The following is a 22,186-nucleotide window of genomic DNA, read 5'->3' as shown; positions in this document are numbered from 1 at the left end:
TTTTAATAAATTTGCGGTATGGCTATCTCCCCAGCGAGGGTGTGATGAAGGAAACGGAGTTCACGCTGCGCCAGGGTGGCCGTGAATCAGGGCAATTCACAGCATTGCGGACCTGACACACCTGCATGAAATCCAGTCATTTCTGTTTAGCAATTGCACACATGTGAAAAATAAAACAGATCAGAAAAATTTATTATCTCACGGTAATTCCCTCACAGAATGCTCGAAGTTAGAAAAGTGCGAAAAACACTCGGAAGTTTTCGCTTGGAGAACATATCCTTTACAGCAGGCAAGGGGGAAATCTTCGGCATCCTTGGGCCGAACGGAGCTGGAAAAACAACAACCCTGAGAATCGTGGCCGGGATTCTGAAGCCAGATTCCGGAGAAGTCTCATTCTCAGGAAAAAGCCCCGAAGAGTTCAGAGATTCGATCGGATATCTGCCGGAAGAGAGAGGACTCTACAGAAAGTGGAAGGTCAGAGAGGTTTTGAGATATTTTTCGGATCTTAAAGGCGTTAGCGCTGACACGGACTACTGGCTTGAGAGGTTTGGGCTTGCAGAACATGCCAGCAAAAAGGTTGAAGAGCTCTCAAAGGGAATGCAGCAGAAGGTTCAGCTGATAGCTGCCATACAGCACGATCCGGATCTGGTCATACTGGACGAGCCCTTCTCTGGACTCGATGCCGTGAACATCAACCTCGTCATGGAACTCGTGAGGGAGATGAGGGAAAGGGGCAAGTGTGTGGTAATCTCCACCCACATCCTGAACCTTGCGGAAAGACTGTGTGACAGGGTCCTGCTGATCAACAGGGGCATGGAAATACTCTCCGGCAGGATTGACGAGCTTTCTGGCGAGGAAATCTGCGAGGTGGAGTACGTCAGGAATGGAAGAATCGTGAAGGAAATCACACACAGGAGCCTGAGGGAGCTGCTCGATCTGGGGTATGATATCGTGTCGTACCGGAGGCGAAGACTGTCGCTGGAAGAAATCTTCCTCAGGGAGGTTGGAATATGAAGAAAGCCCTCGTCGTGGCGAAGCAGGAGATCAGGGTGAACGTGAGGAGGAAGGGGTTTATACTCGGAGTGGTGGGGCTGCCACTCCTGATTCTGGCGTCCTTTTTCATTCCACTGCTTTTCATAGAAAACCTAACGCTACCAGAAGTTTTCAAAGCTGGTGTTGTGGATAAAGCCGGGATTTTAAATCAAAGCGAAATTTTTGTTGACAAAGAGGAAAAACCCCTCCTGAACGCATCGAAAAAAATGAGGGTTGACTTCGTGAAGTTTGATAGCCAGAAAGAGGCCGAAAGGGCGTTTCAGAACGGGGAGATCGACGCCTACTATGTGATTCCAGAGAACTTTGAGGAAACCTTTACGATACTCAGGAAAACCCGTGGACTTGTCGATGCCGACGAAGCCCTCGAGCGGGCAATCGCGACGAATTATGGAGAGATGGCCTACAGGTTTGCCGTGGGAATAAGCTTTGAGGATATGGGCAAAGGTTCGAGGGAGCTGGACTTTCTGGCGTCAATGTTCCTTCCCCTCCTGCTGTTCGTGGCAATCTTCTCCTCCTCAGGGTACCTGATGCAGGGCATAGTTGAGGAGAAGGAAAACAGAGTGATGGAGATACTGCTGTCCTCAGCTTCGCCTGAAGAAGTGTTTGCCGGAAAGTTCATCGGAAGTGCTGTTACCGGGCTGATACAGGCATCGGTGTGGCTTGGGCTCGCAAGCTTCGCCTCCACGATCCTTGCAGTTATGAGGCTCATCAGCCTCTCAGCAATACTGGTGTCTGTCGTGTACTTCATCCTCGGCTACCTCCTTTATGCATCAATCCTTTCTGCCATAGCATCGGTCTCCAGCACCCTGAAGGAAGCCCAGCAGGCCACGTCAGCCATAGTGTTTATCGGCATCTTTCCTGCGCTGTTTCTCGGGCAGATGACCTCATTAAATCCGGATGCGCCGGTCTTCCGGGCAATCGCTCTCTTCCCTCTGACAGCTCCGGCACTCATGCCCTCACTCTACATCTCAGGCTCGGCATCCATCGCTGACATTGTGGCAGGGATGCTGTTGCTGCTCGCCACCTCACTCGTAACACTGAAACTCTCTGCAAAGGTGTTCAGGTATTATGCCCTGGCATACACGAAGCCCCGCTGGAAAGAAGTTCTCAGAAGTGCCATTAAAGTTCGCGGAGAGTGATGCCCAATTTTTCCAAGGATTTTTCGTGTCAGTTTCTGACCAAAATCCTTAAATAACCAACGCAGACTTACCATGTATTGCCGACGGTCATAGGGACGGGGGAAACACCCGGACTCATTCCGAACCCGGAAGTTAAGCCCTGTCCCGTTCCGCGTTGTACTGCCTTCCGAGAGGGGGCGGGAAGCGCGGAAACTGTCGGCACCTCCTCCCCTCTTGGACCTCTTCTGATTATTTGAGTGCTATTTCGGGATTTTGATACTGGTCGAAGGCGTTCTGGGCGGAGAGCAACTCAAAAATGGTTAGATGTGAAAGTTTCGGGGAATCAGATCCTCCTCCTGTCGATAACTCTCTTTGCCTTACCCTCGAACCTCTGCAGGGTTCCGGGGTTGACGACCTCGATCTTTGCCCACACGTTCAGGACGCTCTTGAGCCTCTCCGCGATTTCCCTCTCGAGGTTGAGTATGTCTGTGGTTGTATCTATTCTGGCGTTCTCGCTCAGCTCCACCTGGATCGTCATCTCGTCCAGTCCGCTTTCGGCCCTGTCCAGGATGATCATGTAGTGCTCTCCTATCTCCGGAATCTGCATGAGGACGTGCTCTATCTGGCTCGGGAACACGTTCACGCCTCTGACGATTATCATGTCGTCAGCCCTGCCGAGAATTCTCATTATTCTCGGGTGAGTTCTCCCGCAGGCGCACTTCTCCTCCTCAAGAATCGTTATGTCTCCCGTCCTCCACCTCACCAGCGGCAGGGCCTCCTTGCTGAGCGTCGTGATCACGAGCTCCCCCTTCTCCCCCTCTCCAACCTGCTCGCCCGTCTCTGGATCTATCACCTCAACCAGAAAGTGATCTCCCCAGATGTGCAGGCCCTGCTTTTCCGAGCATTCGGTGAATAGAGGGCCGCTCAGCTCCGAGGTACCGTAAACGTCGTAGGCCTCAATCCCGGTTTTGCTCTCTATCCTCTTCCTGGTCTCCTCGCTCCAGGGTTCGGCACCAAAAATCCCCATCCTGAGGTGGGTGTCGTCTGCAATGTCCACGTCCATCTTCTCGGCCTGCTCGGTCAGATAGAGCATGTAGGATGGCGTGCAGGCTATTACCGTGGTCTTCAGGTCCTTCATCAGCTCTATCTGCCTGGCCGTGTTGCCCGCCGAAATTGGAATCACCGCAGCCCCCACCCTCTCCCCGGCGTAGTGGAACCCCAGGCCACCGGTGAAGAGTCCGTAGCCGTATGCTATCTGCATCACGTCCTCCCTTCTGACACCACACGCAACGAGGCTCCTTGCGAGACTCTCCACCCAAACCTCGAGGTCGTTCTGAGTGTATCCAACAACTGTTGGCTTTCCTGTTGTGCCGCTGGAGGCGTGGAACCTGACCACATGGGAGAGGGGAACGGCGAACATTCCCGTCGGGTAGTTGTCCCTGAGGTCCTGCTTCTTAGTGAAGGGTAACTTCGGCAGATCGGAAATGCCCCTGAAGTCTGATGGGTGAATTCCGGCCTCCTCAAACCTCTTCCTGTAAAATGGTGAGTATTCGTAAACGTAATTGACGAGTGCCTTCAGCTTTCTCTCCTGAAGGTCCTTCAGGTCCTTTGCAGGCATAGTCTCGATGAATGCGTTCCAGTACATGATATTGCCACTCAATAGCACAATTTAAACGTTTTGTTTTCCTACCCGCTCTCTCAGAATCTCCGCCATCTCGGGTGTGTGTGGCAGAACTGCAACCGGAAATCCTGAATTGTTCAGGAGAATAACCGCACTTTCGTGAAATTCGAGCCTGTGCACCCTGTCCCAGCGTATTATTGAATTGTCCATTACTATTCCCTCTCTTGCGATTATGACCTCGCGGGAGAGTCTTCCCACTGCTGCTGTGAAGAATGCTGGCAGGGTGACCAGGAAAACCGGAAGCGGTTGGAAGCTTTTGCTTGTGACCATCAGAACTGCAGAAATTAGATAAACGACCACAACTGCCTGAAAAAGCCTGTTCCTGAAAATAGCAGTAACAGCAATCCGCGGTTCGACCTTTACCGCCTTAATTGGTGTCACCTTGGTTACTCCAATCACCGTGGACTTTTTGCTGACGGCGACGATAACTGCCAGGAGAGCCAGCAGAGAGGTTATGAACAACGCCATTGACAGGACCATTTCTGGCTGTGAAGCCGACATTGATGATAGTATGACGAAAACTCCTGTTATGGCGAAAACGGTAAACGAGAGGGCGAGGGCAATTTTGTGTCTCGCTTCGATTCTGTAGGTGACCTTCCTGACCATCATGTTAAGAAATTATGTATCTGCTGGAAATATATATGTTTATCATGTTCTGTCAGTATTTCTTCAGCTTATCCTTCAGCGCCTCGGACTCCTTCCACCTTTCCTCTATCTTCCTCACGATCTCGAGTATTCTGCCTATCTGCTGGTCAATCGTCTCGTGTGCGCTCTCACAGAAAAGTTCGGAGTACCCCTTTATAACTGAAAGCGGATTCCTTATCCTGTCGACGAGAGCCATCATGTCGTTAACGTTCTCGTCAAGCTGTCTCAGCACCTCGTTCTTTTCCTCCTCGACCTCTATGCTGTGGACGGCGAAGGCTATGTCCTCTGCAAGCGTTCTGAGGATTTTAATCTCTTTGCCTGTTAGCTTTGTCTTGCTTTGGATAAACAGAACTCCCTTTGTGACGCCAGCATACCTCAGCGGGAAAACGTAGCTGTGGAATTTTCCACCATTTTTTGCATGGGGGCATGAGGGCGGGTGCTTTTCGGGAGGGAAGTGTCGTGGAGTGCCACTTTTTAGTGATAATTCCACGCAGTGGTACTTGGAGAGATCCCCCATGGTCTTTACATGTCCCGAAACACCTCCGTAGGCGATAACATCGTTTCCCGAAAATACGGCAATCATTGAGTTCAGGTAATCTCCCAAAACCTCTGCTGCACTCTTAACGAGCTTTTCCAGGTTCTTCTCCCGGAGCATAATCTCGTTTATCCTGCTGATTCGTTTGAGAAGATTGTACGCACGGATGAGCTCTTTTTCTCTTTTAGACAGCTCCTTCTTTAGATAGTACTCGTTATAGATCGCGAGAGAGGTGATCGCAATGAGGATAAACAGGACGATGAACACCCACTTCGGAATTTCCTTCTTTTCTGTCCCGACCCATTTGTCCAGTGAGGCGTAGTAGAGTGACCCCTCCTCGCGTTTCAGTTCGCTGAGATGGTAGTCTATTCTCTGAAGCAATGCTTCCTTACCCTTTGCGGCGGCAAACCTAAGCTCAACAGGAGAGAATATGATTGAGGTGACTTTAGTACCGTATTCTTTACCGTGTAGTTTTCCATATAGCCTGGAAACCACTCCTGCGTCGGCTTTTCCCGATTTCACAGCATTGAGGACGTCTCCGTAATCGCCGTAAACATCAATGAATTTACAGTCGATACCAAATGCTTTGGTTAGCAGCTTCAGATTCTCGTAGTAAATGTCTTTGACAACTCCAGCCACCCTCATTCCTTTTAGGTCCAGAATGGAGTCAAGGTCGGATTTTGAACATATCACTCCCCAGTTGGATATCACAGTCTCATTGCTGAAACTCAAAAACTCTTCTCTTTCTTCGGAATACGCTATGTCAGGTATGACGTCTACTTCACCGTTTTCTATCATTTCGAGCAGTGTTGGAAATGAAGCGTGTATGTACTCTATTTCCCAGCCCTCTTTTTTGGCAGTGTATTCAAGTATGTCAATGAACAATCCCTTTGCCTGTCCGTTCTCGTAGAACAACAGTGGTGGGTTGTTGTACACGCCAACTCTAACCTTAATGGCGGTAACAGGAGTAATCAGTATAACTGCGACTGCAAGTATTGTGATTGCGCTGACTCTCATAGACTTTGATGATACTCATTATCATTTAAATAAATTTCCTGTTCACGTCACATCCGCAAATAATGTGATTGCAATTCAGCAAACGTTATTTACTTCACAGCGAATTTGTTAGAGTGGAGATCATATTCGGTGGAGGGAAGTACGGTCTCGAGGCCGCCAGGTATCTGATGTCAGAGGGGACGAGCTTCGTCGTCGTCGATCCGGATGAAAGCTGTGCCGTAAAAAAAGAGCTGAATTTGCCGGAGTACAGCGGAAATGCACAGGAAAATTCGTTTGTTCGTGGAGGCGTAAAGGAGCTCACCAAACTCTTCTTCGAGCTTGAACCGGAGTACGTCTTCCCCACAGCCCCCATACACGTTGCCGGAGCGTTCCTCATGGAGCACCTCGGCTTTGAGGTGTGGTACGAGGGCGTGGATCTTGCTCTATCCGGACTGCCGATGAAGGTCGTCGTTTCAGCAGGCAGAGGGAGTGTGGTTGTGAGCTACAACAGGGACAGGGAGTGCGTTCCAAAGTGCAGGGCTCCAGATGTCTGCCCGGTTACTGGAATAAAGAAACCGGCACCCATGTACGACCTCGTGAGGTTCGCAATTCCCGACGGATTTGTCATCGAGAGCCATTATCTGCAGCCCGGTCTGGGTGCCATAAAGGGGGAAAAACTCAGAGAGCTCATTGAGTGGGCAGAAAACAGAGATTCAGTTCTCGTTGCGACTGCATGCAGATGTCATGGCGTGATAACGGCCCTGAGGAGGGCTGGAAGATGAAAATTGTTACATTCAACGTCAATTCAATCAGGGCGAGGCTGCACATCGTTATTCCCTGGCTCAAAGAGAACAGGCCGGACATTCTGTGCATGCAGGAGACGAAGGTCGATGACAGAAACTTTCCCGAAAGCGAGTTTTCCAGAGCCGGATATCAGGTTTACTTCTCCGGCATAAAGGGCAGGAATGGCGTTGCGATAGCAACGCTCCACGAGCCTGAAGAGGTTCTCATCGGGATGAACGGGGAAGAGAGGGACAGAGTGATCACTCTGAAGTTCGATAACCTTGCGGTCACGAACGTTTACGTTCCCCAGGGGCAGAGCATAGACTCAGAAAAATACAGGTACAAGCTCGACTTTCTGAGGAGGTTCAGGGACTATTTGAGGGAGATCGTGGACTTCAGCGGTTATCATGCGGTCTGCGGAGACATGAACGTTGCGCCTGAAGATATAGACGTTCACAGCCCTCAGAGGCTCGGGAACCATGTCTGCTTCCACATCGATGCAAGGAACGCATACAGGGAGATACTGTCCATGGGCTTCGTTGACCTCCTCAGAAAGTTTCACCCGGAGGAGAGGGTTTACACTTTCTACGACTACAGGGTCAGGAACGCGATAGATAAGGGCCTGGGATGGAGGGTTGATGCAATACTCGCAACTTCAAGGCTTGCAGGGAGGTGCAGGGACTGCTATGTGGATATTAAACCGAGGCTCATGGATAGGCCGAGCGACCACCTGCCCTTAATAGCGGAGTTCGACCTATGAAGCTGTTCGAGAATATTTATGCCTACACCTGGGGAAGCGCCTTCTACGACTCATCCAACAGCTACGTGATTTCGGATGGTGAGACAGCAATCATCGATCCCGGCACCTACAAGAGCTACACCAACCTGTTCGGCCTGCTGAAAAACGACGGGATCGGGAGCATAGATTACGTGCTCAACACGCACCTCCACAAGGACCACTGTGAGAGCAACCAGATGTTCATGCGGAAAGGTGCATTGCTGGGTTTTGACGAGAGGGACAGGGTGGTGAGCCCTTTCAACATCTCGCCCGACATCAGGCTCGAAAGGATGTTCGTTGTTGGTGAAACGGAGATAGAGGTTGTGAGAACTCCGGGACACTCTCCCGGAAGCCTGACATTCTTCGTTCAGGAGCATGGTGTTGCGATAACCGGCGACCTGATCTTTGAGAACGGAATACCCGGGAGGTTCGACCTCTACGGCAGCGACAGGAGGGAATTCGTAAAGTCTCTCGAGAAGCTTGCCGCTCTGGAGCCGGAGTACCTGCTTCCAGGTCACAGGAGGGTGATGAAGGGCAGGAAAGGGATAGTTGCTCTCGTGGAGAAGGCGATAGAGATAGTGACCCACTACTGATGTGTTACTATTGTAATACAAAAATTAACCTTATATTTCAGTTCAGCAGACCGACAGACATGGCCTACAGCTTCATGTACGAGTGCGAGGTTGGAGGGGGGCTCACACACTACGTTATGCCCGGCGAGGAGTCCCCTTTTTAATTTTTTGAGGTGATCTCATGAAAGAGCTGGAGTTCGACGGTTTCAGGGTAATGCTTGACCCCGACACCAACTTCTGGGCGATTTACGATGGAGGTGTCCCGGAAGAAGTTATGAAGTTTTACGAAAAGAACAGGGGAACGCTTGAGGAGAGGATGAGGAGGTACAGGTTTGAGGTGGACTTCAACACCGCCTACATAAACCCCACAGAGAGGTGCAACGCCAGCTGCGAGTACTGTTACATCCCACCTGGAATTCGTAGAAGGGGCAGGGAGATGGACTACGAGATGCTCAGAGACGTGCTTGAGAGGCTCGAGTCTCTGGGAGTGAGGAACGTAATATTTCACGGTGCAGAGCCACTTCTGGTAAAGGACGCGATCTTTAAAGTGATGGATGAGTTTGATTACCGCTTTGGCATTCAGACCAACGGATTTCTGCTCGAGGAAGAGGACGCGAACTTTCTGAAGAGTATTGGAGCGAACGTTGGCGTCTCGTTTGACTCACCTGTTCGTGAGGTTGAGGACTACCTGAGGGGGAGGGGTCACTACGACAGGGTCATGCAGATCCTGGGGTGGTTTGATGGATACGCGAACCTGAACGTGATAACGACAATAAACAGGCACAACTACACCCAGCTCGAGGACATGGTCGACTTACTTGCAGGGAAGGTCAGACTCGTCCTGATGAACCCCGTGAGGGGGACGAGCGAGGGGGGAAGGAGGCTGAGGCCCGATCCCATCGAGGCTGCCGGACACTTCCTGAAGGCGGTTGAGAGGGCAATATGGCACACGAAGAACGGGGACAGAATAGTTATTGGCGATTTCGCCAACATCCTGCTGGGCATAGTGGCCCCCTACTCGAGGATTCTGCAGTGCGACATCTCTCCGTGCGGGGCGGGCAGGAGGTTCATCTCCGTAACTCCAGAGGGAGTTTTTCCGTGCGGAGAGTTCATAGGCTTTGAGGAGTTTGGAATTGGTCTTGACGAGCTCGAACTTGCGGCTGAGAAATTCACCGAGGTAAGGGGGAGGACAGTGGAGCGCATAGAGGAGTGCAGGGACTGCGAGTACAGGAACATCTGCGGAGCACCCTGTCCGGCTGAAATCTACGCGGAGAAGGGAACGATGCTCGAGAAGTCTCCCTTCTGCGAGTTCTACAAGGCTGTCATAGCGAAGGCGTTCGAGGTCATCCACCGAGGAGATCTGGAGCACGTGGTAAATCTGAAGGCCCTGAAAAGGGTTTACGAGATCCGGGCGTGACGGCAGTGAAAGTTTAATATATAAGTGTCTTCAAGGAATTAGTGGTGGGTGGAATGATCGGAGAAGTCTCATCGATTCTCGGACTTAGGGTTTACACCGACGAGGGCAGGTATGTTGGCAGGATAGCCGATCTCTCCATAGACATCGAGTCGAGGCAGTTCAAGGGGATAGCGGTCGTGGATGTCAACAGGATGATCATAGACACGAGGGCGAGTGGCGTGATAATCCCCTACAGGCTGGTAAAGGCGGTCGGGGACATCGTGATAATCAAGGACGTGTTCAGGAAGATGGAGAGGAAGAAGGAGCAGACGGAGGAGACCTGACCTCCACCTCGGCCTCCTCAAAACCCTTTTCTCCGGCGAAATACCATCTGATCTCTCCTCTCGCTATTATCGCCCAGACTCCCGGAAACGCTCTTGCTCCCCTCACGTCCTTTTGAGACGGCTCTGCACGCCCCATCGGATGGGTGTGCCACACTCCCACGACCTCGAGACCTGAAGCCTCAGCCTGCTCGAAAACCTTCAGCACCTCAACTGGGTTGAGCTCGAACTCCACGGGGGAAGCTTTTAGGTTCTCCACCTCGTGAGCCTCGAGTATCTCGACATCCTCCCCGCACCTTCCGACGAACAGGCCGCACCTCTCCATCTCTCCGGGACGATTGGCGACCCTTCTGAGGAACTCCTCGACCCCCCTTCTCAAAACTACGCGCCTTGCCATGAGATCACCAAGGCAGTCTCAGATTGGGCAACTCCCCCGTCGCGAGGAGCAGGATGCCCACGAACACTGGCTGGTGCAGCAGGTAAATCTGGAGGGTGTGCCTTCCGAGAGTCGCAATCACATCGCTCGTTCTGGACCTCAGCTGGAGGTCAACTCTCCTCCTGCCATCGGGATAGGCGAGCGCTCCCGCGCTAACCCCGAGCAGGAAGACGCCGAACCACGGAAATATGGGGAAGTAGTCGAGGGTGAAGAACGGAACCGGGGTTATGCCGACCGGGAGCAGCAGGAGGTTGCTTGAGTGAATGTTTTCGAGGAGCAGCTTTCCTGCGAAGAACGCCGGAACGAGAGCGAGGTTCTTCCACCCGAGCCTGTAGAACGGAACCACCAGGATGCTCGCAACACCGAGGAAGTGCAGAACTCCGAAGTATACTGTCCCTTCCCTCAGCAAAAAGTGGGTGACTGCGGTTATCACCATTCCAAGCCCGAACAGCTTTGCAAATCTGAGCAGGTATTTTCTGCAATCTCCCGTCCTGAAGTGAGCAATCCACATGGAGATCCCTGATACAAAAACGAACAGCCCAGCGGTCGTGTATGCGAAAGCCCTCCAGAACACCTCAAACTGACTGTAGCCCAGGAAGAACTGCAGGTCGGTCACGAAGTTCGAGACGAGCATCATGATCAGAGCTACACCCCTGAGGACGTCAATTTCCGCAAACCTTTGTTTACTCGATGTACTGTCACGAGCGACCTTTCCAGAGCCCACTGTGAGATATTGATCGCGTACTTTTTAACGTCTGCGGAGCAGGATCTGTCCACTTAACACAAACACCACCTCAACCGATTATAATAAAGCATAAACAGCTTGCAGAATAGATTCCAGTTCCTGACAGGATTCTTAGCTGTAATCGAGCAGAAGAAAATCCTTATCCTCTGTTTTAAAGAAGAAAACACTGATTCAACCTTGCTTCTCTCTCCGAAAGGTCTGATGTTCATATTCCAAACCAAGACTTTTCAAAGCTTCCATCAACCAGGGAGCTTTGTCCACAACGAACTTTGGCCTGTTCGCGCAGTAATTCAGAACTTCTTTGACGAAAGATTTCGTGGTCAGATAATTTCTCGTCGTATAGACTCTCATTAGAATCAGCTCATTTCTCTCAACATCTACTGCTGAATAAACGTAGTAATGCTTTTTATTCGCCTTGACGACAGTTTCATCTAATGCAATAAAATTTCTTTTCTTTTTCTCTGTTGATATTGGTAATTTTTCCTCAAACTTCTTTATCCAGCGGTGAACAGATGATTTAGAGACTGGGTGGATTTCTGAGAGAATTCTTGCAGTTCTTCTTACTGAGGATGTTTGAATGTAGATTGCTATGCCGAGAACTTTAACTTCAATCGGTACTTTGTTTCTCTCAAAGACTTTAAGCTCCTTTACAATTTCTTTTACCGATTGCATATTTTTGAGTTATATTAAAAAATTTATATGTTTTGGTAATGGGGACATGTCCCGGAGCATAAGGAAACCCTTAAATACTAACGGTAGTTAGAGCCTTCAAATGTATGAACAGATATGACGTCATCATAATCGGAGCGGGTCCAGGCGGGCTGTTTGCGGCTTACAAGCTTGCAGGAAAGCTTAAAGTTGCTGTTTTTGAGATGGGTAGGGCGATAGAGAGAAGAAAGTGTCCGAGTGACCTGTCAGAGAGCTTCTGTCTGAAGTGCGATCCCTGCAACGTTACTGCAGGGGTAGGAGGAGCTGGTGGACTGTCTGATGGCAAGCTCAATTACGTTCACCCGCAGTTTCCGGAGAGCTTCACCGTCGGTGGGGACTTTCTCGGGCTTGTTGACGAGAGCTACCTTGTGGAAAAGATGGATGAGGTTGACAGAATTTTCCTCGAGCATGGAGCTCCGGATGAGCTTTACGGAGACAACGTTGATGAGCTCCTCAGGCTGATGAGGAGGGCGAACTCGGCAGGAATAGAGTTCGTCCCGCTCAGGCAGAGGCATGTTGGGAGTGACGAGCTGCCGAAGGTCATAGGGAGCATGCAGAACTACCTCACGGGCAATGGGGTCGAGATATTTACCAACATCACCGTGGTGGACATAAAGCCGGACGAGAAGAAGGTCATAACTGAGGACGGGAAGGAGTACCAGTACGACTTCCTGATCATCGGCGTTGGAAGAGGAGGTGCAGAATGGCTCGAAAAGTGGGTCAGAGATTATGATTTTGCAATAAGCAGGGAAGCCAAGGCAATAGACGTCGGCGTCAGGGTTGAGGTGCCGGCAACAATAATGGACGAGATAACATCGATAATCTACGATCCCAAGCTCAGGATAACGACGAAGAAGCATGACGACTACATGAGAACCTTCTGCACCTGCCCGAGGGGGTGGGTGATCAGGGAGGACTACGGAGAGTTCAGTCTCGTCAACGGCCACAGCAAGGCGAAGGAGAAGACGAACAACAGCAATTTCGCTCTGCTCGGCCACTACGTGTTCACAGAACCTTTCGACATGCCAAACGAGTGGGGGAGGGACCTTGCGAAGATAACAACGAAGCTTGGTGGAGGCAACCCGCTCGTTCAGAGACTCAAGGACCTGAGGCTTGGAAGGAGAAGCACTGAATTGAGAATCAAAAACAACAGGCTGCTCAAGCCCACGCTCAAAACAGCAGTTCCGGGAGACATAAGCCTGGCTTATCCCGGCAGAGTCGTGGACGACATCATTGATGCCCTTGAGCAGCTCGACAAGGTTATTCCAGGCGTGGCAGACGACTCAACCCTGCTCTACGCCCCGGAAATCAAGTTCTATTCCCTCAAGCTTGAGATAAGTCCTGAGATGGAGACAAACATCCCCGGCATCTACGCGATAGGAGATGGGGCCGGGATAAGCAGGGGAATAGTCGGCGCGGCAGTAACCGGGCTGATTGCTGCCGAGAGCATCCTCAGGAGGATGAGGAAATGATGGACGAGGCGAGAAAGATAGCAGAGAGCTATGAGGACATCACCGTAGGCATCTTTGGCTCCCACTCCGCCAAGGAGACGGGGATGGCTGCGAAGGCCTTCGGGCTGAAGACTGCAGTTGTGGTTCAGAAGGGGAGGGATAAGCTTTACACGGAGTACAACCGCCACCTGTTTGACGAGGTAATTCTGCTGGACAGCTTCAGAGATCTGGTCAATGAAGAGGTTCAGGAGACGCTCATTGAAATGAACACGGTCTTCATCCCCAACAGGAGCTTCGCGGTCTACGTTGGCTATGATGCCATAGAAAGGGAGTTCAGGGTTCCAATATACGGCAACAGATATCTGCTGAGGGCGGAGGAGAGGAACTACGAGAGGGGACAGTACTACCTGCTGGAAAAAGCCGGTCTCAGGTATCCCAAGGAGTTCAGAAGCCCAGAGGAGATAGACAGACTTGTGGTGGTCAAGGTTCAGCAGGCGAAGAATCCTCTCGAGAGGGCGTTTTTCTACGCAAACTCTCCCGAAGACTACTACAGGCAGACGGAAAAGCTTCTGAAGGAAGGAGTTATAGACGAGGAGGGGCTTGAAAAAGCCAGAATCGAGGAGTACGTTCTTGGAGCTCGTTTTAACGCAAACTTCCACAGCTACGCTCTGAAGGACGTTTTCGGTAACTTCGATTTTGTGGGCTTTTCAGACAGAAGACAGGTGAACCTTCAGGGCTTCCTGAATCTTCCAGCAAAGGATCAGCTCAAGATAGACGTGCCCGTTAAAAACGAGGAGATCGGGCATTTTGGAGTTACGATGAGAGAGAGCAAGCAGGAGATGGTTTACGAAGCTGGAGAGAGATTCATAGAGGCGTGCATGAGGGAATACCCTCCGGGCATAATCGGCATGTTCGGACTGCAGGGGGCCATCGCATACTCTCCCGAAGATGAGACGAGGCTGGAGTTCGTGATTTTCGATGTCTCAATGAGGGTGCCGGGCGATCCGGCTATAGGTCCAACCTCTCCGGAGATGAGGAACCTGAGCCTGAAGCACGGAGTCAAAATCGAGGATCCGCTCGATTTAACGATGATCGAGCTGAAAAAAGCAGTTGAGACAGGAAGGCTGAGCGAGACCGTAACCTAACCCCTTCTTTTTATGTGAATCAGGAGAAGGATGAAGGAGACTGTTATCAGCGCTGTGGCTATGTAAAACATCACTTCTGCACCACTCAGAGCTCTGGCAGCTTCCAGTGCAGGAGTTTTGATGGGAGTTAAAGCTGGCGTCGGACTGGGTGTGGCTGCTGGAGTGGGCACAGGCGTGGGAGTGGGCGTTGCTGTTGGAACTGGTGTGGGTGTAGGCGTCGCTGCAGGGGCTGGAGTGGCTGCCGGTTGCGGAACAGCCTTCTCCACAACCTCCGGAGTGGGGGTTCTCGTGACCCCGTAGGCTGGAGCCTCTTTCTGCGCTCTCATGCCACTCAGGAACGAAAGCACCAGCATGACAATTCCCGAAATGAACGCAGCTACCGAGGCGAAAAGCTCTATCGCCGGCCTTCTTGCCTTTTCCGGCATCACGACCCTCAGGCCTTCGGATGTGATCTCGTAGTATATCCACTTCCTGCCCTCGTCCACCCTTCTTATCAGCCCTGCCTTCTCAAGCTTCTCCAGATGCTCCTTCACGCTTGATTTCGAAATACCGATCTCCTTTGAAAGCTCGCTTAACGTTTTTCTCCGATCTGCAATACTTTTCAGAATCTCCATCCTGGTTTCCGACGAAAGCAGGAGAAGTGCTTCTCGATCAAGGCTGATCCTCACCGTAATGCCTTTGTGAGAAAGAATTTAAAGGATTTGGAAATGTTAGTTTTTATAATTTACCTTGAATTCAGAGCCTCCCTCTTCCCCCTCCTGGTACTTCTCGTACAGCAGAATTCCGAAGCCGTAGAAGAAGATTACCATGCCTGCGATTTTTGCAGATGGAGAGAACCACAGGATGAGCCCAACGACGATTAAGTCCTTTACCCTGTTTCTTCTGCCCTCTTCAAGGCTCTTCGCTGGATTCAACACTGACAGCAGCAGGACAATTATGAATACCACGAACAGGACTATTATCATCTCGTTAGCTCCGAAGGATGCCATCTAACCACCTCCCACCGGCACGGGGGTTCCTGCAGGAACGGGCTTAACGGGCTGGTAGCACACCACGGCCTTCTTCACGTCTCCAGCCTCAACCACGAAAACCCTCGTTTCATTCAGAGTGCTTCCGTCAAGGTAGCAGACCTCCTCGCTGCCCTTAACAATTCTGTCAAACCTGCACAGTTCCTCTCCCTTAGCGCTCACCACGACGTCGCTCAGATCCTCTCTTGCGGTGATTATTATGGCGTTTTCAACACACCTCGCCCAGAGAGGTTCCTGAATCCCACCACCCCTTTCCATGCTCTTCTTAATCTCTAAGTAGAACCCTATCGCGGCAATGCCTATGAGCAGAACTCCGACAGCAAGGATCACCGAGCTTAACCTGAAAACTTCAGATCTTCTTTCTGAAGACATATAACCAAAACTCTTTAGTTAAATATTTAAAATTTCCGATACAGATTTCTTGCTTTTTTATGATCCTTGAAATTTCCCCAATCTACTCAAAAAAAGAGATCGCTTAAGTCACAGCGAACCTCAGAACGTACCTTTCGCCTTTGTAAGTCACACACCCTCCATACAGTTCCTCCAGTTTTCTCACGTAATCGGCGTTTATCTCCACCACTGCCTCCCCGGTCTTTTCCGCTTTATTCAAGGCTTTTTCAAGAAACGGGAATTCGGACAGATCCTTTTCAGTCAGAACAGCACAGTTTTCAGCGTTTCTGGCTTTTACGACATGCATATATGCAGAGTACTCAGACATGAGAGCAAATCCAAGAATTGTGGTGAAAGACACAAGTCCTATGAAGAGAACAACAACAAATGATGCTGCAAAACTGGCAGAAATGAGCTTCCTTCCAGCGGCATAATGGTAAATAAAGGTCAAAATCAGGCTAATAACGATTGAAAGGAAAATTAAGAGGTAGGGGCTTCTCAGGTTCTCGAGCTCTTCTATCACGGCCAGAATCATGATACCGGCGATTATCCCCAGCATGAACAGGACGAGAGCATGTTTTAGCTTTGCAGCCCCCATGGTTGAAAGATTTGTTTTACATTTATTAAAGTTTTCTGGTGGATAAACAGAAAGATTTTTGAGGTATGGGCAAAAGTATTTTTGTGAGACCAATCGTAACCCTTCTTCTGCTTGTCATGCTGATATCAGGGTGCTCGAAACCTGTAGAAGAGAGCTTCAAGCACGGGATTGAATACTCCATCTCGCTTGAGTTCGGAAAGCCAGCCGGGATCAGGAGAGAAATTCCGGACGTGAACTTCGTGGAGAACGTAACCCTGATCGTGCCGTTCCCCTTCAGGAATGGCACTCCCATGAATGTGTCTCTGCTCAGCCTGCCTGAGGGGTGGAATGCAAGCTTGATTGAGACAGACTATGGCACAATGCTGCTTCTGAGGGCTGATGGGCTTGAGACGTGGAGGATGGAGAAAGTGCCCGTTCCGGTGGAGCCTGGTAGCAGAGAGACGCCAGAAATTCCGGAAGAAAAAAGGCCAGCCAGCTACGAATTCAGGATAAGGCTTGAGCCTGACAGGGAGGTGAACACACTGGACCCACTGGGGGGCGAGTACCTGCTCCAGCCGAAGCTGGATCTCAGAGAGGTGGAGTGCGGAGATGATGCGAGGCTTTACAGGTTTGCAAGGTGCTACAGCTACCTTGCCCCGGTTTACTTCAGCTCCGAGCCCTTCGTGGATGCTGGAGTTGTTGTTTGGCTTGGGGGAGATAACTGGTGGTTCACCTACGGGTGGACCGGGAATGAGTTCGATGACAGCCTGTTTGCCAGCTTTGAAAAGCCAGGGTGGAAATTCGCAAACGGGAGTCTGAAAGCCGGCTATGGCGTTTACAGGAGGTAACCTCCGCTTTTCCCGATACGCATGGAGTGACGTGGGGTTTTTCGAGCGTTTCAGTAGTATGCAGATGGCGAAAGGAAAACTTAATAAATGTTGAAAAATCTGGTTTATTATTGGAATGTGGAGGTAAAAAATTGTGTCCAATTCTGGAAGAAACCAAACAGAAAATGGGGCAGAACGCAACTGTCCTGTTAGTGAACGCGAGTACAGGCACACGACCCTTGGTGGAAACCTGATCCGGGAGTGGTGGCCCGATCAGCTGAACCTGAGAGTTTTGTATCAGAATCCACGCGAATCCACTCCCTTGGAGGCGGAGTTTAATTACGCTGATGCGTTCGCAGAGCTGGATTACTTCGCGCTTAAGCAGGACCTTCGCAAACTGATGACCGAGTCTCAGGAGTGGTGGCCAGCGGATTACGGCCATTACGGCCCTCTCTTCATCAGGATGGCCTGGCACAGTGCCGGAACGTACAGGGTTTTTGACGGGAGGGGTGGCGCGTCAAACGGAAATCAGCGATTCGCCCCCCTGAACAGCTGGCCGGACAACGTGAACCTTGACAAGGCTCGCAGACTTCTGTGGCCCATCAAGAAAAAGTACGGAAGCAGAATTTCGTGGGCCGACCTTATGATTCTCGCGGGAAACGTCGCGCTTGAGTCGATGGGGTTCAGGGTTCTCGGCTTTGGAGGGGGGAGGGTCGACATCTGGGAACCGGAGGAGAGCGTATACTGGGGTCCTGAAAGTGAGTGGCTTGGTGATAAGCGACGTGAGAGCGGGGAGCTCGAGACCCCTCTCGCGGCAACTCAGATGGGGCTGATATACGTCAATCCGGAAGGTCCTGGTGGAGAGCCAAACGTCCTCGAGGCTGCGAGGGACATCCGCCTGGCCTTCAGGAGAATGGGTATGGACGACGAGGAGACCGTCGCACTGATAGCAGGTGGGCACGCGTTTGGGAAGGCCCACGGCGCGGCGGATCCGGACAGGCACCTCGGTCCGGAGCCAGAAGCTGCACCGATTGAGGAGCAGAATCTCGGATGGAGGAACAGCTATCGAACCGGGAAGGGTCCGGACACGATTACGAGCGGGCTCGAGGGCGCGTGGACACCGACTCCCACGCGGTGGGACAGCAAGTACCTCGAGATCCTCTTCAAGTACGACTGGAACCTTGAGAGAAGTCCGGGGGGTGCCTACCAGTGGGTTGCGGTCGATCCGGACCCCGAGGACTTGGTTCCGGATGCTCACGAACCGGGAAAAAAGCACAGGCCGATAATGTTCACAACGGACCTCGCCCTGAGGATGGATCCGGCATATTCCAAGATAGCAAGGAGGTTTCTCGAGGACCCCGGGGCCTTTGCGGAGGCATTCGCAAGGGCGTGGTTCAAGTTGACACACAGGGACATGGGTCCGAAGTCCCGGTATCTGGGGCCCGAGGTGCCTGAAGAGGACTTCATCTGGCAGGACCCTCTTCCGACCCGGGACTACGAGCTCGTCAGCAGGGAGGACGTTGAGGAGCTGAAGAGGAGAATTCTGGACTCCGGCCTCACCATAAGAGAGCTCGTTTACACGGCATGGTCCTCGGCATCTACCTTCAGAGCTTCTGACAGAAGAGGTGGTGCGAACGGAGCCCGAATTCGCTTAGCGCCGCAGAAGGACTGGGAAGTTAACGAGCCCGAGCAGCTTGCGAGAGTTCTTAAAGTGCTTGAGGAGATTCAGGCAGAGTTTAACGAATCTGCAGCTGGAAAAAGGCACATTTCGCTTGCCGACCTGATAGTTCTCGGCGGGAACGCGGCTATTGAGAAGGCGTCCAGAAGTGCAGGCTACGGAGTGGAGGTGGAGTTCCATCCCGGCAGGGTTGATGCAAGTCAGGAGCAAACGGACGTTGAGTTCTTCAGCTACATCGAGCCCGTGGCTGACGGTTTCAGGAACTACGTCAGGCGTGGCTGCGAGAACCTCCCGACGGAAAGGCTGCTCGTGGACAGGGCGAACCTCCTAACTCTGACTCCGCCAGAACTCGCCGTTCTCATCGCGGGGCTCAGGGTTCTCGGGGCGAATTACAGTGGCACGAAGCACGGAGTTTTCACGGATCGGGAGGGTGCGTTAACCAACGACTTCTTCGTCAACCTGCTGGACATGAGCGTCGAGTGGAAGAGGACGGACAGTCCTCAGATTTACGAGGGACGCGATCGTTCAACTGGAGAGCTCAGGTGGACTGCAACGAGGGTGGACCTGATCTTCGGCCATAACTCGCAGCTCAGAGCAATCTCGGAGTTTTACGCTCAGGATGGCTCAGAGGAAAGGTTCGTGCGGGATTTCGTGAAAGCGTGGAACAGGGTTATGAACCTCGACCGGTTCGATCTGTTCTGGTGGTAACGGCGAGTCACTCGATTTTACTTTTCTTTTTCAATCTGAGCAGCAGTACACCCTCTTCGTGCCAAAATGCGGGCAGATGTGGATGTTGACGTGCTTTATTTCTGGGATCTTTTCTTTGAGGGTGTTCGAAAGTCTCTCCGAAAGCCTGTCAGCGTCGTCGATCCTCATGTTCCCATCGACGGTTATGTGCATGTCCAGGTGAATCTTGTCCTCTCCGATGTAGATCGCCACCATGTCGTGCACGCCCTTTATATCCTCGAAGGCCAGCGCAACCCTCTCTACCCTGTGGTAAAACTCGTCCGACGGGGAGAATCCCAGCAAGAACTTCGCGTTCTGCCTGAAGAGCCTGACGGAGTTGTAGAATATCAGCATGGCTATGGCAACTGCAACGAGACCGTCGAAGAACGCGTATCCGTAGCTGATCATGACTATTCCCGCTATCGCCGCTACAGTGGAGAGGGAGTCGTTGAGACTTTCCACGAACATCGTTCTGCTTATAACTCCCGACCTCCTCATTGAGACAAGGGTCGCGATTACGAGGACCGCCAGCACGAAAGCCTCTATCACTATGGCAAGCGCTGGATCTCCGAACTCGGACCTCTGGCTGAGGATGCTCGCAACCCCTTCCTTAAACAGCTCGAATGAAACGATGGTTATGAAAGAGATCGACGCAACAAGAGACGCAACGTTTCTCGCAAGGTCGTGGCCGAGAGGGTGAGACTGATCGGGGGGCTTCTCAGATATTCTCGCGGAATACATGAGCAGGATTATCGTAGCGATGTCGGTTATGCTGTGCATTGCATCTGCCAGCAGTATGAGATACCCCGTGAGCAGGTAGCCTGCAAGCTTGAGGGCGAATGCGAGAAGGTAAAGTGCGAGGACGGTCAGCATGACAGCCAGAATTTGCTCTTCTGTTTATAATCCTTTTATAAATTTGGGTGACCTAAGTGCTGGAAATCTCTGACCTGCCTTCTGACTCTCAACTCCGTGAGGCTGAGAAGGGTTGACGGGCTCAGACTCATGGAGCTTTTGACGGGGATTTGAAGCTAAAACACCATTTTTCATTCTGGTAGTCTGAGAAGATACAGTCCATCACTCGATCCGAGCAGGAAGCTTCTGCTGCTCAATGGCAGTATCGAGAAGGCTTTGGCGTTTAACGGGAATTCTATCTTCTCCTGCATCCTGCCGTTCACGTATTCAAGCCCGGTGAAAAAGTTCCCGGTTTCGTTGTGAATTACAGCAAAAACTTCATCTTGTCCATCGCCATCACTGTCGTCCACCTCTACGGGAGTAAGATAATACCCCTCTTTCGCCTCGTAGAGCTTCGCAACGCTTGCATCACTGAGATCCAGCAGATATATGCTCTTTGGACCGTACAGAAGTATGGCTTCTTCTCCTTCAAACTTCGCCAGAATTATCCCCCAGATGTTCTCGTTCAGCAGCTCAAACCTTCCGTCTTCGACAAAGCTGCCGGATCTGTTCAGAAACACAGAAATGATGCTTTTCGTGTGATTTTCAAAAACCACGCCTGCAACAATGAAATCCTCCGCCCCATCTCCATCCAGGTCGTGGACGAGGCTGCCGAGAACCCTGTCACCCATGCTTCTCTCAAAAATCTTCTTTGTACCCTTAATCAGCACAACCTTTCCCGTTCCGGTTTTCACATCAAAGCCCGTTAGAATGAGAGTGCCATCACTCATTCTGGCCACCTTAAGAACAAACTCTTCCAGCTCGGCGACTTCTCTGATTCTGCCATCAGGAGTTATTTCAATCAGCTCAGAGTGTTCGTGAACATTCGGGCTACCGGTTACAGCCACATATATGTGTCCATTCGATACGCAGGGGTATGAGAAAATCCGGTAACCTTCAAGCGTGTAATTCCAGAGAACATTCATGCTCGAATCTCCGGGAGTGAGCTCGAAAGTGCTGAGCCTGCCCTCTCCCCAGTTGACCGATATGCTGTCATCATCTTCCACCAGAAAGGACTTCATTGAAACCATCAGGTAAGCAGTCGCATTCACCTTTTCAAGGCCCACAACAGGCCACTCCGATTTCATTAGCTGGATCAGCTCAGGAGGGGCCGGTGGACGATTGATCATGTAAAGAGAAAGAGTCACGATTGAAAGCACAGCAAGAAGTAATGCAGTGGGAGATAACGCTACCTTCTTCCCCACCACCGCTATCACCCTTCATAGCAGGACGCACGCCATTCTACGTCAATGTAGCAGCCATAAATGGTGGAACATGAGGCTGAGACTGTCCCATAGACCATAGAACAACTACCCCCACTGCCCCAATAATTACAGGAGTCATAACCGTACCAGTCCAATACTGAGAGGGAGTTACATCTTGCAGTTTTGTTGCTGCCACTATCTTAGCCCCAACTACTCCCAACAACAACAGAGCAAAAGCAACAGGTCTTCCACCATACATTTCTCTTCACCTCCATTTTTTGTTTCTAATTATTTTAGGCCCCTTACAAAATCACATCTCAGCCAGCCTCTGCAACACCCTCTTTTCCCTGAATCCCAGAGCAACAACCACGCCAACCAGAAGGACATTCAGAGCCACAAACTTATACACGGATCTCATCGT

At 51.2% G+C, this 22,186-nt stretch carries 24 protein-coding genes and 1 rRNA gene; 12 read left to right on the top strand and 13 right to left on the bottom strand.

Going from position 1 to position 22,186, the window contains the following annotated elements; all coding sequences use genetic code 11:
- The first annotated feature begins 219 nt into the window (after window positions 1-219).
- From ACXJJC_RS02415 to rrf, 3 genes are all read left to right on the top strand, one after another.
- On the top strand, window positions 220-1,014 hold the full coding sequence (locus ACXJJC_RS02415; protein ID WP_456369178.1) for an ABC transporter ATP-binding protein: 795 nt from the start codon (window positions 220-222) through the stop codon (window positions 1,012-1,014).
- Complete coding sequence (locus tag ACXJJC_RS02410; protein ID WP_456369176.1) at window positions 1,011-2,192, top strand: ABC transporter permease; 1,182 nt, start codon at window positions 1,011-1,013, stop codon at window positions 2,190-2,192. The genes ACXJJC_RS02415 and ACXJJC_RS02410 overlap by 4 nt, the downstream gene beginning before the upstream one ends.
- A gap of 79 nt (window positions 2,193-2,271) precedes the next feature.
- Window positions 2,272-2,393, top strand: a 5S ribosomal RNA gene (rrf, locus tag ACXJJC_RS02405).
- Window positions 2,394-2,514: 121 nt separating this feature from the next.
- Here rrf and ACXJJC_RS02400 read toward each other — a convergent pair.
- From ACXJJC_RS02400 to ACXJJC_RS02390, 3 genes are read right to left on the bottom strand one after another with little or no spacing between them, the layout of a single operon-like run.
- The gene (locus ACXJJC_RS02400) at window positions 2,515-3,816 is read right to left on the bottom strand and encodes a phenylacetate--CoA ligase family protein (RefSeq protein WP_456369174.1); all 1,302 of its coding nucleotides are present in this window, start codon (window positions 3,814-3,816) and stop codon (window positions 2,515-2,517) included.
- A 24-nt stretch (window positions 3,817-3,840) separates the two neighbouring features.
- On the bottom strand, window positions 3,841-4,461 hold the full coding sequence (locus ACXJJC_RS02395) for a hypothetical protein (protein ID WP_456369172.1): 621 nt from the start codon (window positions 4,459-4,461) through the stop codon (window positions 3,841-3,843).
- A gap of 49 nt (window positions 4,462-4,510) precedes the next feature.
- Window positions 4,511-6,049 carry a transporter substrate-binding domain-containing protein gene (locus tag ACXJJC_RS02390; protein WP_456369170.1) on the bottom strand — a complete coding sequence of 513 codons (1,539 nt, stop codon included), beginning with the start codon at window positions 6,047-6,049 and terminating at the stop codon, window positions 4,511-4,513.
- Window positions 6,050-6,162: 113 nt separating this feature from the next.
- Here ACXJJC_RS02390 and ACXJJC_RS02385 point away from each other — a divergent pair, with 113 nt between their 5' ends.
- The 5 genes from ACXJJC_RS02385 to ACXJJC_RS02365 all read left to right on the top strand — a co-directional run bounded on the left by ACXJJC_RS02385 (window position 6,163) and on the right by ACXJJC_RS02365 (window position 9,901).
- Window positions 6,163-6,810, top strand: a complete 648-nt coding sequence (locus ACXJJC_RS02385; protein ID WP_456369168.1) for a hypothetical protein — start codon at window positions 6,163-6,165, stop codon at window positions 6,808-6,810.
- A complete protein-coding gene (gene xth / locus ACXJJC_RS02380) occupies window positions 6,807-7,571 on the top strand; it encodes an exodeoxyribonuclease III (protein ID WP_456369166.1) in 765 nt (254 codons plus the stop codon). The genes ACXJJC_RS02385 and xth overlap by 4 nt, the downstream gene beginning before the upstream one ends.
- Window positions 7,568-8,182 carry an MBL fold metallo-hydrolase gene (locus ACXJJC_RS02375; protein WP_456369164.1) on the top strand — a complete coding sequence of 205 codons (615 nt, stop codon included), beginning with the start codon at window positions 7,568-7,570 and terminating at the stop codon, window positions 8,180-8,182. Before xth ends, ACXJJC_RS02375 begins: the two co-directional genes overlap by 4 nt.
- 160 nt (window positions 8,183-8,342) lie before the next feature.
- Window positions 8,343-9,578 (top strand): peptide-modifying radical SAM enzyme CbpB, encoded by a 1,236-nt coding sequence (gene cbpB / locus ACXJJC_RS02370; protein WP_456369162.1) that lies wholly within the window; start codon window positions 8,343-8,345, stop codon window positions 9,576-9,578.
- A 53-nt stretch (window positions 9,579-9,631) separates the two neighbouring features.
- The gene (locus tag ACXJJC_RS02365; protein WP_456369160.1) at window positions 9,632-9,901 is read left to right on the top strand and encodes a PRC-barrel domain-containing protein; all 270 of its coding nucleotides are present in this window, start codon (window positions 9,632-9,634) and stop codon (window positions 9,899-9,901) included.
- On the opposite strand, the gene ACXJJC_RS02360 is transcribed toward ACXJJC_RS02365, so the two are convergent.
- From ACXJJC_RS02360 to ACXJJC_RS02350, 3 genes are all read right to left on the bottom strand, one after another.
- The gene (locus ACXJJC_RS02360; RefSeq protein ID WP_456369158.1) at window positions 9,858-10,295 is read right to left on the bottom strand and encodes a M67 family metallopeptidase; all 438 of its coding nucleotides are present in this window, start codon (window positions 10,293-10,295) and stop codon (window positions 9,858-9,860) included. The genes ACXJJC_RS02365 and ACXJJC_RS02360 overlap by 44 nt on opposite strands.
- A 4-nt stretch (window positions 10,296-10,299) precedes the next feature.
- A complete protein-coding gene (locus tag ACXJJC_RS02355; protein ID WP_456369156.1) occupies window positions 10,300-11,058 on the bottom strand; it encodes a heparan-alpha-glucosaminide N-acetyltransferase in 759 nt (252 codons plus the stop codon).
- 192 nt (window positions 11,059-11,250) lie between these two features.
- Entirely contained in the window at window positions 11,251-11,751 is a 501-nt protein-coding gene (locus tag ACXJJC_RS02350) for a DDE-type integrase/transposase/recombinase (RefSeq protein WP_456369154.1), read from the bottom strand.
- 104 nt (window positions 11,752-11,855) lie between these two features.
- Between ACXJJC_RS02350 and ACXJJC_RS02345 the strand changes: the two genes are divergently transcribed.
- Window positions 11,856-13,259 (top strand): NAD(P)/FAD-dependent oxidoreductase, encoded by a 1,404-nt coding sequence (locus ACXJJC_RS02345; RefSeq protein WP_456369152.1) that lies wholly within the window; start codon window positions 11,856-11,858, stop codon window positions 13,257-13,259.
- Complete coding sequence (locus ACXJJC_RS02340; protein WP_456369150.1) at window positions 13,256-14,383, top strand: formate--phosphoribosylaminoimidazolecarboxamide ligase family protein; 1,128 nt, start codon at window positions 13,256-13,258, stop codon at window positions 14,381-14,383. The genes ACXJJC_RS02345 and ACXJJC_RS02340 overlap by 4 nt, the downstream gene beginning before the upstream one ends.
- On the opposite strand, the gene ACXJJC_RS02335 is transcribed toward ACXJJC_RS02340, so the two are convergent.
- The 4 genes from ACXJJC_RS02335 to ACXJJC_RS02320 all read right to left on the bottom strand — a co-directional run bounded on the left by ACXJJC_RS02335 (window position 14,380) and on the right by ACXJJC_RS02320 (window position 16,399).
- On the bottom strand, window positions 14,380-15,051 hold the full coding sequence (locus tag ACXJJC_RS02335; protein WP_456369148.1) for an ArsR/SmtB family transcription factor: 672 nt from the start codon (window positions 15,049-15,051) through the stop codon (window positions 14,380-14,382). The genes ACXJJC_RS02340 and ACXJJC_RS02335 overlap by 4 nt on opposite strands.
- 42 nt (window positions 15,052-15,093) lie before the next feature.
- Window positions 15,094-15,372 carry a hypothetical protein gene (locus ACXJJC_RS02330; protein WP_456369146.1) on the bottom strand — a complete coding sequence of 93 codons (279 nt, stop codon included), beginning with the start codon at window positions 15,370-15,372 and terminating at the stop codon, window positions 15,094-15,096.
- The gene (locus ACXJJC_RS02325; protein WP_456369144.1) at window positions 15,373-15,783 is read right to left on the bottom strand and encodes a hypothetical protein; all 411 of its coding nucleotides are present in this window, start codon (window positions 15,781-15,783) and stop codon (window positions 15,373-15,375) included.
- A 103-nt stretch (window positions 15,784-15,886) separates the two neighbouring features.
- A complete protein-coding gene (locus ACXJJC_RS02320; protein WP_456369142.1) occupies window positions 15,887-16,399 on the bottom strand; it encodes a hypothetical protein in 513 nt (170 codons plus the stop codon).
- Window positions 16,400-16,482: 83 nt separating this feature from the next.
- On the opposite strand from ACXJJC_RS02320, the gene ACXJJC_RS02315 reads away from it, so the two are divergent.
- Entirely contained in the window at window positions 16,483-17,226 is a 744-nt protein-coding gene (locus tag ACXJJC_RS02315; protein WP_456369140.1) for a hypothetical protein, read from the top strand.
- A 133-nt stretch (window positions 17,227-17,359) separates the two neighbouring features.
- Window positions 17,360-19,591 carry a catalase/peroxidase HPI gene (katG, locus tag ACXJJC_RS02310; protein ID WP_456369138.1) on the top strand — a complete coding sequence of 744 codons (2,232 nt, stop codon included), beginning with the start codon at window positions 17,360-17,362 and terminating at the stop codon, window positions 19,589-19,591.
- A gap of 30 nt (window positions 19,592-19,621) precedes the next feature.
- Here katG and ACXJJC_RS02305 read toward each other — a convergent pair whose 3' ends face one another.
- The 3 genes from ACXJJC_RS02305 to ACXJJC_RS02295 form a co-directional block, all read right to left on the bottom strand.
- The gene (locus ACXJJC_RS02305; RefSeq protein WP_456369136.1) at window positions 19,622-20,482 is read right to left on the bottom strand and encodes a cation diffusion facilitator family transporter; all 861 of its coding nucleotides are present in this window, start codon (window positions 20,480-20,482) and stop codon (window positions 19,622-19,624) included.
- 170 nt (window positions 20,483-20,652) lie between these two features.
- Window positions 20,653-21,648, bottom strand: coding sequence for a hypothetical protein (locus tag ACXJJC_RS02300; RefSeq protein ID WP_456369134.1), 996 nt, complete (start codon window positions 21,646-21,648; stop codon window positions 20,653-20,655).
- A 154-nt stretch (window positions 21,649-21,802) separates the two neighbouring features.
- Window positions 21,803-22,024, bottom strand: coding sequence for a hypothetical protein (locus ACXJJC_RS02295; protein WP_456369132.1), 222 nt, complete (start codon window positions 22,022-22,024; stop codon window positions 21,803-21,805).
- Window positions 22,025-22,186: the final 162 nt, after the last annotated feature.

The organism is Geoglobus sp. (assembly GCF_054018175.1).
Note: the sequence above shows the minus strand (reverse complement) of the source record. Positions and strands in the feature narration are given on the sequence as shown.